Source organism: Aeromonas sp. FDAARGOS 1402, from assembly GCF_019046925.1.
In the GTDB taxonomy this organism is placed as follows: Bacteria; Pseudomonadota; Gammaproteobacteria; order Enterobacterales; family Aeromonadaceae; genus Aeromonas; species Aeromonas caviae.
The window spans coordinates 953,010-966,153 of record NZ_CP077201.1; the positions used below are offsets into that span (position 1 = coordinate 953,010).

At 63.2% G+C, this 13,144-nt stretch carries 7 protein-coding genes; 3 read left to right on the top strand and 4 right to left on the bottom strand.

All coding sequences use genetic code 11. The annotated features are described in order from the left end of the window. Window positions 1-175: 175 nt before the first annotated feature. Entirely contained in the window at window positions 176-2,773 is a 2,598-nt protein-coding gene (gene acnB / locus I6L32_RS04595) for a bifunctional aconitate hydratase 2/2-methylisocitrate dehydratase (protein ID WP_119197031.1), read from the bottom strand. Between the two features lie 229 nt (window positions 2,774-3,002). Continuing rightward, window positions 3,003-5,306 (bottom strand): patatin-like phospholipase family protein, encoded by a 2,304-nt coding sequence (locus tag I6L32_RS04600; protein ID WP_041211778.1) that lies wholly within the window; start codon window positions 5,304-5,306, stop codon window positions 3,003-3,005. Window positions 5,307-5,579: 273 nt separating this feature from the next. Here I6L32_RS04600 and I6L32_RS04605 point away from each other — a divergent pair, with 273 nt between their 5' ends. The 3 genes from I6L32_RS04605 (at window position 5,580) to I6L32_RS04615 (ending at window position 9,585) form a co-directional block, all read left to right on the top strand. Then, window positions 5,580-7,490 (top strand): methyl-accepting chemotaxis protein, encoded by a 1,911-nt coding sequence (locus tag I6L32_RS04605; RefSeq protein ID WP_109421779.1) that lies wholly within the window; start codon window positions 5,580-5,582, stop codon window positions 7,488-7,490. A 122-nt stretch (window positions 7,491-7,612) separates the two neighbouring features. Further along, on the top strand, window positions 7,613-9,259 hold the full coding sequence (locus I6L32_RS04610) for a methyl-accepting chemotaxis protein (protein ID WP_124243695.1): 1,647 nt from the start codon (window positions 7,613-7,615) through the stop codon (window positions 9,257-9,259). A gap of 143 nt (window positions 9,260-9,402) precedes the next feature. After that, window positions 9,403-9,585 (top strand): hypothetical protein, encoded by a 183-nt coding sequence (locus tag I6L32_RS04615; protein WP_017779057.1) that lies wholly within the window; start codon window positions 9,403-9,405, stop codon window positions 9,583-9,585. Window positions 9,586-9,658: 73 nt separating this feature from the next. On the opposite strand, the gene lpdA is transcribed toward I6L32_RS04615, so the two are convergent. Beyond that, window positions 9,659-11,086: a dihydrolipoyl dehydrogenase gene (lpdA, locus tag I6L32_RS04620; RefSeq protein WP_010675812.1), complete on the bottom strand. Its 1,428-nt coding sequence runs from the start codon at window positions 11,084-11,086 to the stop codon at window positions 9,659-9,661. 149 nt (window positions 11,087-11,235) lie between these two features. Next, entirely contained in the window at window positions 11,236-13,128 is a 1,893-nt protein-coding gene (gene aceF, locus I6L32_RS04625) for a pyruvate dehydrogenase complex dihydrolipoyllysine-residue acetyltransferase (RefSeq protein ID WP_216944751.1), read from the bottom strand. Window positions 13,129-13,144 lie beyond the last annotated feature (16 nt).

Sequence of the window (13,144 nt, forward strand, 5' to 3'; positions counted from 1 at the left end):
CCACCAGGAAGCGGTGGGGCCATCATGGCCAGACAACGAAAGCGCAACGCGCGTACCAGGCAAATCGACGACGCCGTTGCTGGGCATGGCGGGTCATTATCGCGCAGCCCCCTGAAATGGAAAATGCCGCGTCGAGACGCGGCATTGTTATTTTCAGTGGTCAGACCGGCGAGTCTCAGACCGCTTGCTGCAGGATCACCGCATCGGCCTTCTTGGTGTAGGAGGCGATCTCGTTGAAGTTCAGGTAGCGGTAGGTGTCGGCCGCAGTGGCGTCCAGGGTCTTGGCGTACTGCAGATACTCTTCCACGGTCGGGATCTTGCCGATGATGGCGGCAACCGCGGCCAGCTCCGCAGAAGCCAGATAGACGTTGGCACCCTTGCCCAGACGGTTCGGGAAGTTGCGGGTGGAGGTGGAGACCACGGAGGCCCCTTCCGCCACGCGCGCCTGGTTGCCCATACAGAGGGAACAGCCGGGTATTTCGATGCGAGCACCGACCCGACCAAAGATGCCGTAGTAGCCCTCTTCGGTCAGCTGATCCTTGTCCATCTTGGTGGGGGGGGCGATCCACATGCGGGTCGGCAGCTCGCCCTGATACTTCTCGAGCAGTTTGCCAGCGGCGCGGAAGTGGCCGATGTTGGTCATGCAGGAACCGATGAACACCTCGTCAATCTTGTCACCCGCCACGTCGCTCAGCAGACGGGCGTCGTCCGGATCGTTCGGCGCACACAGGATCGGCTCCTTGATGGTGGCCAGATCGATCTCGATGATTTCGGCGTACTCGGCATCCTTGTCCGCTTCCATCAGTACCGGGTTGGCCAGCCACTCTTCCATCCCCTTGATGCGGCGGGTGATGGTGCGCACGTCGCCGTAGCCTTCGGAGAGCATCCACTTCAGCATCACGATGTTGGACTTCAGATACTCGATGATCGGCTCTTTATCCAGCTTGATGGTGCAACCAGCGGCAGAGCGCTCGGCGCTGGCGTCCGCCAGCTCGAATGCCTGCTCCACCTTCAGGGTTGGCAGACCTTCGATCTCGAGGATACGGCCGGAGAAGATGTTCTTCTTGCCCGCTTTCTCGACGGTCAGCAGCCCTTTCTGGATGGCGGCGTAGGGGATGGCATGGACCAGGTCACGCAGGGTGATGCCCGGCTGCAGCTCGCCCTTGAAGCGCACCAGCACGGATTCCGGCATGTCCAGCGGCATCACGCCGGTGGCGGCAGCGAAGGCCACCAGACCGGAGCCCGCCGGGAAGGAGATACCGATGGGGAAACGGGTGTGGGAGTCACCACCGGTACCCACGGTATCCGGCAGCAGCATGCGGTTCAGCCAGGAGTGGATGACGCCGTCACCCGGACGCAAGCTCACACCGCCGCGGTTCATGATGAAGTCCGGCAGAGTGTGGTGGGTCTGCACGTCGATGGGCTTGGGATAGGCCGCGGTGTGGCAGAAGGACTGCATGGTCAGATCGGCGGAGAAACCGAGGCAGGCCAGGTCTTTCAGCTCGTCGCGGGTCATGGGGCCCGTGGTGTCCTGAGAGCCGACCGTGGTCATCTTGGGTTCGCAGTAGGTGCCCGGGCGGATGCCCTCCACGCCACATGCCTTGCCCACCATCTTCTGAGCCAGGGTGAAGCCCTTGCCGGTGTCGGCAACAGGCTGCGGACGACGGAACACGGTGGAGAACGGCAGACCCAGCGCTTCGCGGGCCTTGTCGGTCAGGCCGCGGCCGATGATCAGCGGAATGCGGCCACCGGCGCGCACTTCATCGATCAGCACCTCGGTCTTCAGTTCGAACCGGGCCAGCACCTCGTCGGTGCCGTGGCGGGTGATCTTGCCCTCATAGGGGAAGATGTCGATGACATCGCCCATTTCCAGCTTGGAGACGTCCACTTCGATGGGCAGGGCGCCGGCATCTTCCATGGTGTTGAAGAAGATGGGGGCAATCTTGCCACCGAGGCAGACGCCGCCGGCACGCTTGTTCGGCACGAACGGAATGTCGTCGCCCATGAACCAGAGCACGGAGTTGGTGGCGGATTTACGGGAAGAGCCGGTACCGACCACGTCACCCACGTAAGCCAGCGGGAAGCCCTGCTCTTTCAGGGAATCAATGGTCTTGATGGGGCCGATGACGCCATCCTTGTCCGGGGTGATGCCGGGACGGGCGTTCTTCAGCATCGCCAGGGCGTGCAGCGGAATGTCCGGGCGGGACCAGGCGTCCGGCGCCGGCGACAGATCATCGGTGTTGGTTTCGCCGGTCACCTTGAACACGGTGACGGTGATCTTCTCGGCCAGGGCCGGGCGGTTCAGGAACCACTCGGCGTCGGCCCAGGATTGCAGCACCTGCTTGGCGTGGGCATTGCCCGCCTTGGCCTTCTCTTCCACGTCGTGGAAGGAGTCGAACATCAGCAGGGTGTGGGAGAGGCCCTTAGCGGCAAGAGGAGCCAGGGTCGCATCGTCCAGCAGGTCGATCAGCGGCTGAATGTTGTAACCACCCTGCATGGTACCGAGCAGCTCGACGGCTTCGGCGGCAGTCAGGATGGGGGAATGGGCCTCGCCCTTGGCGACGGCGGTCAGGAAGCCGGCTTTGACATAGGCCGCTTCATCAACACCCGGGGGAATGCGGGAGGACAACAGTTCTTTCAGAAAGTCCTGTTCGCCGGCGGGCGGATTCTTGATCAGCTCAACCAGGGCGGCGACCTGCTCTGCGTCCAGAGGTTTGGCAACCACGCCTTCGGCGGCACGTTCTGCGACGTGTTTACGGTATGTTTCAAGCACGACTAATTCCTCTTTGGTCTTTTTTTTGGGGTTCGCCCAAGCTCGCGGCGATCGTCCTTGCGGGACACCCGTAGGGTGCCCCCCACTATATAAGTTTTAACGACTAATTAAAATCCAAACCCTGTGCAGTTATTCATCAAACCAGCATAACCATATAAACCCATTAGGTTTTTTTAGAGTGACAAGCCGCCCACCCAAGGTGAGTTAACAAAAAGGCAGCATTTCGCCCTTATTGGAACGTAGTGCCCAATTGCAGATAGAACATGTCGTGCCCCCCCTCCGCCACGCCATAGCCGAGGAAGATGGGACCGAGGAAACTCTCCACCCCCATATAGAGGGAACCCGAGGTATAGGAGGATTCGATGCTGATGTCCTCTCCCTTGTCCCAGACCCCCCCTTGCTCGAGGGAGCCCCCGAGGAACAGGGGCGCCTTGAAGGCACCGAAATCGTTGTCCGCCACCCGGTAGATGTAGCGCAATCCGCCGAACAGGCTGTAGCGACCGCTCAACTGGTAATGCTGGAAGCCGGACATGCGGAACAGCCCGCCCAGATCCTGCACGAACAGCGGTACCGTCTCCTGGGAGCTTGAGCCGCCCCCTTCCAGCATCAGGTTGAGGCTGTGCCTGTCCCAGGACCAGGGCTTGATCATCACCAGCCGGTAATTCACCCCCTCGGCCTGCTCGGAGGGCGCGTCCGCGGGGTCGAGATCGACGTAGGAGTAGCCCCCCTTGATGTCCCAGTAGACCCCCTGATAGGGGAAGTAGCGGCTGTCGAGGGTGTCGTGCTCGAAGCGGATGTAGGGGCCCCAGGCGGAGGCATCGGCATCCGCGTTGGTGAGGTTCTGGATCTCCACGCTGCCGATCTTGCCCTCCAGCCCAAGGGAGAAGCGACTCCAGGGCTGGCGATTCCAGCCGACGGCGAGATCCACGCTGGTGAAGCTGTACTCGGAGTCCAGATAGCTGACCCCGGACGAGGACCTGCTCTCTTCCGGGAAGAAGACGCGTCGCTGGGTCTTGTCGTAGGCCAGGCTCGTCTCGCCGAAGTAGGTCTGGGAGGGCTCCAGCGGGGTGTAGAAGTCGGTCTTGAGGTGCTTGGCGGTCCCGAGGGACGCCTCGGTCAGCCACTCGCCTCCCCAGTCGTTCACGTTGGTCAGGGTGTAGGACATGCCGACGTTGTAGTTGGAGCTGCTCTCGAAGTCATCGGAGAAACCGAGCTGGAAGTTGAGATAACCTGGCCCCCAGTTCTTCTCGCTGGCGTCCACCACCAGCACGTTCTCCCCGTCCCGCTCCTCCACCTCGTAGGTGATGCGATCGAACGACTCCAGGGCGTAGAGGCGACGGATCCCCGCCTCCAGGCTCTCGTAGGTCTGCACCTTGTCCGGACGCACGTTCAGCATGGCCCGCACCGTGTCGTCGGAGAGGCGCGACTTGTTGATGATCTCCACCTTGTCGATGTAGTAGGCGGGCTGGCCACTGCGCTCGGCGCGCCGGCTCAGCTTGCCGTTGCGATAGTCGGCGTAGGCGGCGGGCGAGAGAGAGAGCGCATCGAGCCGGGCCGCTGCACTGTTGGCGACCGCCTCCCCGATCTTGATCCCCTCCGGCATCAGGGCGAAGTCGGCGATCCCCATGTTGCCGAACTCGGGGGTCAGCAGGATGTCCCTGGGGCCGAGCAGCGCCTTCTGCTTTTCGGTCCCCACCTGGGTCATGTAGGTGGTGAGCTGATCGATCATGGCCAATCCCGACTTGAGGGACTCCCGGGTACGCAGCTTGGCGCTGATGTCCACCGCGATCACCACGTCGGCCCCCATGGCCTTGGCCACGTCCACCGGCATGTTGTTGACCGTGCCACCATCGGCCAGGATGCGGCCGTCCCAGTCCACCGGCTTGAGGGCACCGGGAATGGACATGGAGGCCTGCATCGCCTTGGCGAGGCTGCCGTGATCCAGCACGAAGGGGGTCACCGTCTCCATGTCGGTCGCCACCGCGCGATAGGGGATAGGCAGGTTGTCGAAGCTCTTTTGCGCCGGCAGGTTGGAGGTGGCGTGGCGCAGCAGGCTGGCCATGGACTGTCCCTGGAAGAAGCCGTCCGGCAGCTGGGTCTGGTCACCGTTGACCCCGATGTCGGTGCGCAGCTGGTACTTCTCGGTCTGCTGCTTCTTGCGCAGGGAGAGCTCGTCGCGCCCCACCTTGTCCTGATAGCCCTTGTTCCAGTCGATGGCCAGCGTCGTGCGCTCCACCTCCTCGGCGCTGAGCCCCATGGCATACATGCCCGCCACATAGGAGCCCATGCTGGTCCCGACGATGATGTCCACCGGGATGTGCTTTGCCTCCAGCACCTTGAGCACCCCGATATGGGCCGACCCCTTGGCACCGCCGCCGCTCAGTACCAGGGCGATCCTCGGACGCTCCATCTTGGTTGCCCCCGGGTTTCTGGCCGAAGGCGCGGGATCATTGGCTCCGGCCGCCGCCATGAACGGCAGGGTCGCCAGCAGGAGCACGAGCAGGTGGGTCCATCCCCGATGAAAGATGCGCATATGAGAGTCCATAAATCCGGTGCGAGTCGAGCGGGCAGGCCGCCAGTCAGGTGCAGCCTACTATAAGTGCAAGCACTTTAACCGCAAGCCGGGGTGCTGGCGAGGGGTCGCCCCGCTTGCGACGATGTCTAGGCAAAATCGGGCGCCAATCCAGCCCAATCCGGGTGTGAGCGCAAACGTTAATCGACAATAAAGGCCCCCGCCGCCTCAAGAGCGCGCCAAATCAGCCGCTATTATGAGTTCAACCCTGGTTCACACTTCCGAGTCACCCTTATGTTCGCAAGCCTGACACTGAAACAGAAAATTCTGGCCACCGTCATCCTCGCCGTGGCCCTCTCCTGCCTGCTGGTGGGCTATTTCAGCCAGCGTTCTGCCCAGCAGCTGATCGAGGACCGCATGTTCGAGCAGGAGCTGCCCAACCTGACCCAGCGCATCGGCAAGGAGATCGAAAAGGATCTCACCTCGGTCGCCAATGCCGCCAGACAGCTTGCCAACGACCGCTTCGTGCTGGACTGGGTCGAGCGCGGCATGCCCAAGGAGCAGGAGTCCATCCTCATCAACCAGCTCAAGGACATGACGAGCCAGTATGGTCTGGTCACCGCCTCCTTCGCCGATCGTCAGAGTGCCGCCTACTACAACCAGGACGGTTTTCTGCGCATCCTGAACCACGAGCAGGACAACTGGTTCTATGACTACACCAAGAGCCGCCAGGATCTGATGCTCAGCATCTTTCGGGAGAGCAACGGCGAGGTGAAACTGTTCGTCAACTTCCAGCAACTCGACGGACGCGGCCTCGCTGGCCTCGCCAAATCCCTCGACAGCATGGTCAGCATGCTCGCCAACTTTCGCATCGGCGACAGCGGCTTCGTCTTCATGACAGACGGCAGCGGCAAGGTGAAGCTGCACCCCGACGCCGCCCGCATCGATCGGGACAACCTGACCCAGCTGGCCAGCGGCAGTAGCACCAACCTGCTCAACAAGCAGCCCTTTGCCGCCACCCATGCCGAGGTCGACGGCCAGCCCGTGATCCTGGCCAGCAGCTACATCCCCCTGCTCGACTGGTATCTGGTGGCCCAGGTGCCGGAGGCCGAGATTTATGCCGAACTGGACAGAGCGCGCCTGCACATGGTGCTGGTCAGCCTGGCCATCGCCGTCGGCATGGGGCTGCTCGGCGTTCTCCTGGCGGGCTCAGTGAGCCGCCCCCTCAACGAACTGGCCCGCCTGTTCCGCGAACTCGGCAGTGGTGATGGCGACCTCACCCATCGCCTCAAGGTCGATGGCCGTGACGAACTGGCCCAGGTGGCGACCGGCTTCAACAACTTTGTCGCCAAGATCCACGGTTCCATCGAGCAGGTGGCGAGCAACTCCCGCCAGCTCGCCGCCACCGCCAACGAGGTGGCCGCCAAGGCCCAGCTCACCCAGCACAACTGCACCGCCCAGCGGGATCGCACCGTTCAGGTCGCCACCGCCATCCACGAGATGGGAGCCACCGTCAGCGAGATCGCCGGCAATGCGTCTCTCGCCGCCGACGTCGCCAAGCAGGCCAACGAGCAGGCCGATGCAGGGGCCCAGGTCGTCGCCCAGGCCCGCCACGGTATCGTCGGCCTCTCCGGTGAGATCGAGCAGGTGGCCGGGGTCATCGAGTCTCTGGCGAGCCAGACCGACTCCATCGGCAGCATCCTCGACACCATCCGCAGCATCTCGGAGCAGACCAACCTGCTGGCCCTCAACGCCGCCATCGAGGCTGCCCGCGCCGGCGAACAGGGCCGTGGCTTCGCGGTGGTGGCCGACGAGGTGCGCAACCTCGCCAGCCGCTCCGCCGCCTCCACCGCCGAGATCCAGGGCATGATCAACAGCCTCCAGGAGCAGAGCGCCCGCGCCGTCAGCGCCATGGCCCAGGGGCGCAACCAGAGCCTGCGGGTGGTGACCCAGGCCGACGAGGCCAACGGCGCCCTCGACCAGATCACCGGGCACATCACCCAGATCAGCGACATGAACATCCAGGTCGCCACCGCCACCGAAGAGCAGTCCAGCGTGGTCGGGGAGATCAACCGCAACGTGGAGGACATCAACCAGCTCACCATGGAGACCGCTGATATCGCCCACCAGTTGACCGAGTCCAGCCGCAGCCTGCAACAGCTCTCCGGCGAGCTCGACAAGCTGGTCGGCAACTTCCGGTTATAAGATGAAAGGGCGCTGCGGCGCCCTTTTTTCACCGGGTCGACAGGGAATACCGACCCCCATGACTGCGAACCGTCATGACAAGCCGCTACAGTAGCGACACAGCAACACACCAAGGAGTCAACATGCTGGCAGGCAACCTCACCATCAAAACCCAACTGATCCTGGCCGTCACCGTGCCCTGTCTCGCCCTGCTGCTGGTTGGCGCCGCCAGTCTGCGCAGCATGGACAACATCAGGCAGCAGGCCGAAGAGCTGTTCCAGAATACCGCCACCCCCATGCGGGCCATGGCGGAAGTGGCCTCCCGCATCCCGCGCATGCGCGTCGGCATCGACATGATGCTATTGCAGGACACCTCCCTGCGCGACGAAAAGGGGGTGCTGACCCGGGTCAAGGAGACCCGCGAGGAAGACATTCCCGAGATGCGCCAGGCCATGGAGCAGGCCGTCAAGGCCCAGGTCGATCCCGACGCCCGGGCCAGAGCCCAGACCCTGCTCGATCAATTCACCCGGGTGGAGCGGGAGGAGCTGACCCCCATGTTGCAGGCGCTCTCTGACAACAAGATGGACGAGGCACGCGCCATCTACCGGGATCGCTACAGCCAGAGCTACGGGGTCATGCGCAAGGGCGCCAATGAGCTGCTCGACGGATTGATAGGTCAGGCCCAGCATCGCAACGACCTGAGCGAAAACAGCTATGACAGCGGTCGTACCCAGATGATCGCCATCATCGTCATCGCCATCGCCATCTCGCTGCTCGTCTCGACCCTCATCCTCATCGGGCTGCGCCGCCGGGTCTCCTTCCTGCAATCCCATATTGGCGAGGTGGCCCGCCACCTCGCCCTCGACAGCCGCGCCAGTCTTACCGGCAAGGACGAGCTGGCCGAGATTGCCCACAGCTTCAACCAGTTCGTGACCCGGATCCACGGGGCCATCGTGCAGGTGGCGAGCAACTCGCGCCAGGTGGCGGCCACCGCCAGCGAGGTGGCCGCCAAGGCCCAGCTCACCCAGCACAACTGCACCGCCCAGCGGGATCGCACCGTCCAGGTCGCCACCGCCATCCACGAGATGGGGGCCACCGTCACCGAGATCGCAGGGAATGCGTCTCTCGCCGCCGACGTCGCCAAGCAGGCCAACGAGCAGGCCGATGCAGGGGCCCAGGTCGTCGCCCAGGCCCGTCACGGCATCGTCGGCCTCTCCGGTGAAATCGAACAGGTCGCCGGGGTCATCGAGTCCCTGGCGAGCCAGACCGACTCCATCGGCAGCATCCTCGACACCATCCGCAGCATCTCGGAGCAGACCAACCTGCTGGCCCTCAACGCCGCCATCGAGGCCGCCCGCGCCGGCGAGCAGGGCCGTGGCTTCGCCGTGGTGGCCGACGAGGTGCGCAACCTCGCCAGCCGCTCCGCCGCCTCCACCGCCGAGATCCAGGGCATGATCAACAGCCTCCAGGAGCAGAGCGCCCGCGCCGTCAGCGCCATGGCCCAGGGCCGCAACCAGAGCCTGCGGGTGGTGACCCAGGCCGACGAGGCCAACGGCGCCCTCGACCAGATCACCGGACACATCACCCAGATCAGCGACATGAACATCCAGGTCGCCACCGCCACCGAAGAGCAGTCGAGCGTGGTGGGCGAACTCAACCGCAACGTGGAGGACATCAACCAGCTCACCATGGAGACCGCCGATATCGCCCATCACCTGACCGAGTCGAGCCGCAACCTGCAGCACCTCTCCGGCGAGCTCGACAAGCTGGTCGGCAACTTCCGCCTCTGAGCGTCCGGCACCTCTTCCTGACCCGCACCAGGGCGCTTCGGCGCCCTTCTTCATGACCACGGCAAGCCGTGACGCACGGGGGATACGTCGTCTCCCACCGCCCTGCCACATGCCTCATAATCAGGAAAACGCGAGGAGGTATGATGGGCAAGCTGGTCGTGATGATAGTGCTGGGGGGGCTGCTCAGTGCCTGCAGCAGCGGGCCCGTGCGGGTGCACGGGGCCGATGTGAGCGTGGACGATACCCGGATCCGGGTCAGCGATGGGGATCGCGGAGGCTACGGTACCTTCTGCCCACCGGGACAGGCCAAGAAGGGGCGCTGCTGACCGCAGGGTGCCGAAAGACAGACAACAAAAAGCCGCTCCATGGAGCGGCTTTTCTTATGAAACGGGCAGAAGATTATTTTTTCTTCTTGGCCTTGGCGTTCGGCAGGTCGGTGATGGAGCCTTCGAACACTTCGGCAGCCAGACCCACAGACTCGTGCAGAGTCGGGTGAGCGTGGATGGTCAGCGCGATGTCTTCGGCGTCGGCACCCATCTCGATGGCCAGACCGATTTCACCCAGCAGTTCACCGCCGTTGGTACCCACGATGGCACCACCGATGACGCGGCCGCTCTCCTTGTCGAAGATCAGCTTGGTCATGCCGTCGGAGCAGTCGGACGCGATGGCGCGACCGGAAGCAGCCCACGGGAAGGTGGCGACTTCGAAGTTCAGACCCTGTTGCTTGGCTTCCTTCTCGGTCAGACCCACCCAGGCCATCTCAGGCTCGGTATAGGCGATGGACGGAATCACTTTCGGGTCGAAGTAGTGCTTCTTGCCGGCGATGACTTCGGCCGCCACGTGGCCTTCGTGTACACCCTTGTGGGCCAGCATGGGCTGACCGACGATGTCGCCGATGGCGTGGATGTGGGCGACGTTGGTACGCAGTTGCTTGTCGACTTCGATGAAACCGCGCTCGTTGACGGCAACACCGGCCTTCTCGGCATCCAGCATCTTGCCGTTCGGCACACGGCCAACGGCAACCAGCACGTTGTCGTAGCGAACCGGCTCTGCCGGGGCGTGCTTGCCTTCGTAGGAGACGTACAGACCGTCTTCACGGGCTTCAACGGCGGTGACCTTGGTCTCCAGCATGATGTTGAATTTCTTGGCAACGCGCTTGGTGTAGATCTTGACGATGTCTTTGTCGGCAGCCGGTACCAGCTGGTCGGCAAATTCCACCACGTCGATCTCGGAACCCAGGGAGGAGTACACGGTACCCATCTCCAGACCGATGATGCCGCCACCGATGACCAGCAGCTTGCCAGGAACGGTCGTCAGTTCCAGCGCATCGGTAGAGTCCCATACGCGGGGGTCGTCATGGGGGATGAACGGCAGCTTCACCGGACGGGAACCGGCGGCGATGATGGCGTTGTCGAAGGTGACGGTGGTCTTGCCGTCGGCGCCTTCCACTTCCAGCGTGTTTGGGCCGGTGAACTTGCCGAAGCCGTTCACGACCTGGACTTTACGCATCTTGGCCATGCCAGCCAGACCGCCGGTCAGCTGGTTGATGACCTTCTCTTTCCACAGACGCACCTTGTCGATGTCGGTCTGCGGGGCACCGAAGACGATGCCGTGCTCGGCCAGCGCCTTGGCTTCTTCAATGACTTTGGCGACGTGCAGCAGTGCCTTGGACGGGATGCAACCCACGTTCAGGCAGACGCCACCCAGGGTGGAGTAACGCTCGACGATAATGGTATCCAGACCCAAGTCAGCCGCACGGAAGGCAGCGGAATAACCGGCAGGGCCAGCACCCAGTACTACGACCTGGGTTTTGATTTCTTTACTCATCATGACCTCTTTGTCGTTCTTATATCCCCGGACAGCGCAGTCTTAAACCAGAACGAGGCGGCTGCAGCCGTGAAAAAAACGGGGCAAGTTTACAATCCTGTTAACGAAATGAGAAGTAAAAAGGGCAGGCTCTGGGCCCGCCCTCTCACTTACAGGACCAGTCGACGGATGTCGGACAACACACCACTCAGGGTGGTGATGAAGCGGGCACCGTCGGCGCCATCGATGACGCGGTGGTCGTAGCTCAGAGCCAGCGGCAGCATCAGGCGCGGCACGAACTCTTTACCGTTCCACTTCGGCTTCATCTCGGACTTGGAGACGCCCAGGATGGCCACTTCCGGCGCGTTGACGATCGGGGTAAAGCTGGTACCGCCGATGCCACCCAGGCTGGAGATGGTGAAGCAACCGCCCTGCATGTCGGCAGCGGTCAGCTTGCCGGCACGGGCCTTCTTGGAGATCTCGGCCAGATCGCGGGACAGCTCGTGGATGCCCTTCTTGTTGACGTCGCGAACCACCGGAACCACCAGACCGTTGGGGGTATCCACCGCCACACCGATGTGGATGTACTTCTTCATGATCAGCTTGCTGCCGTCTTCGGACAGGGCGCTGCAGAAGCGCGGATGGGCTTCCAGGGCCTTGGCGGCCGCCTTCAGGATGAACACCAGCGGGGTGATCTTCACGTCCAGCTTCTGCTTCTCGGCCAGGATGTTCTGCTCTTTGCGGAACGCTTCCAGATCCGTGGTATCGGCTTCGTCGAACTGGGTGACGTGGGGGATCATGGCCCAGTTGCGGTGCAGGGCAGGACCGGAGATCTTCTGGATACGGGTCAGTTCCAGCTCTTCGACAGGGCCGAACTTGCTGAAATCAACCTTCGGCCAGGCCACGACGCTCATGCCGTTGCCAGTGCCGGTACCGGCAGCCGGAGCGGACTCGGCGCGCTTGACCGCATCCTTCACGTAAGCCTGCACGTCTTCTTTGACGATGCGACCCTTGCGACCGGAGGCTTTCACCTTGGCCAGGTTGACACCGAACTCGCGCGCCAGACGGCGTACAGCCGGGGAGGCGTGGACGTAGGCGTCGTTGGCGACGAAATCGGAGGCGGCAGCAGCCTGGGCAACCGGTGCAGGAGCGGCGGCAGCCGGAGCGGCAGCAACGGGCGCTGCGGCAGGAGCCGGAGCAGCCACGGCAGCCGGAGCGGCACCCGCCACTTCGAATACCATGATCAGGGAACCGGTGGAGACCTTGTCACCCGCCTTCACCTTGATCTCCTTGACCACACCGGCGAACGGCGCAGGCACTTCCATGGAGGCCTTGTCACCTTCCACGGTGATCAGGGACTGGTCGGCTTCAACCTTGTCACCCACGGCGACCATGATTTCGGTCACTTCCACTTCGTCACCGCCGATGTCCGGCACGTTGACGTCCTTGGCACCGGCGGCAACCGGAGCAGCGGCAGCCACGGGGGCAGCAGCAGGAGCCGGCGCGGCAACAGCGGCCGGGGCAGCGCCCGCCACTTCAAAGACCATCACCAGGGAGCCGGTAGAAACCTTGGCGCCGGCGGCAACCTTGATCTCGACCACGCGACCGGCGAACGGTGCCGGCACTTCCATGGAGGCCTTGTCACCTTCCACGGCGATGATGGACTGATCGGCTTCAACCATGTCGCCCACGGCAACCATGATCTCAGTCACTTCGACTTCGTCACCACCGATGTCCGGCACGTTGACGTCCTGGCGAGCAGCAGCAGGAGCGGTGGCCGGCGCGGCAGCAACCGGGGCAGCAGCCTGGACCGGAGCCGGTGCGGCAGCACCCTCGGCTTCGAAGACCATGATCTGGGAACCGGTGGCAACCTTGTCGCCCACCTTGATCAGGATCTCTTTGACGATACCGGCGGCGGGGGCCGGGACTTCCATGGAGGCCTTGTCACCTTCCACGGCGATCAGGGACTGGTCCAGTTCGACCTTGTCACCCACGGCCACCATGATCTCGGTGACTTCAACTTCATCGGCACCGATATCCGGCACCATAATCTGTTTGGACATTGCGCTTTATCCTCTT

Excerpts from the sequence above, each read along its gene's own strand:
- I6L32_RS04615 (WP_017779057.1), top strand. The coding sequence starts at position 9,403 with ATGGGCAAGCTGGTCGTGATGATAGTGCTGGGGGGGCTGCTCAGTGCC.
- I6L32_RS04610 (WP_124243695.1), top strand. The coding sequence starts at position 7,613 with ATGCTGGCAGGCAACCTCACCATCAAAACCCAACTGATCCTGGCCGTC.
- I6L32_RS04605 (WP_109421779.1), top strand. The coding sequence starts at position 5,580 with ATGTTCGCAAGCCTGACACTGAAACAGAAAATTCTGGCCACCGTCATC.
- lpdA (WP_010675812.1), bottom strand. The coding sequence starts at position 11,086 with ATGAGTAAAGAAATCAAAACCCAGGTCGTAGTACTGGGTGCTGGCCCT.
- aceF (WP_216944751.1), bottom strand. The coding sequence starts at position 13,128 with ATGTCCAAACAGATTATGGTGCCGGATATCGGTGCCGATGAAGTTGAA.
- I6L32_RS04600 (WP_041211778.1), bottom strand. The coding sequence starts at position 5,306 with ATGCGCATCTTTCATCGGGGATGGACCCACCTGCTCGTGCTCCTGCTG.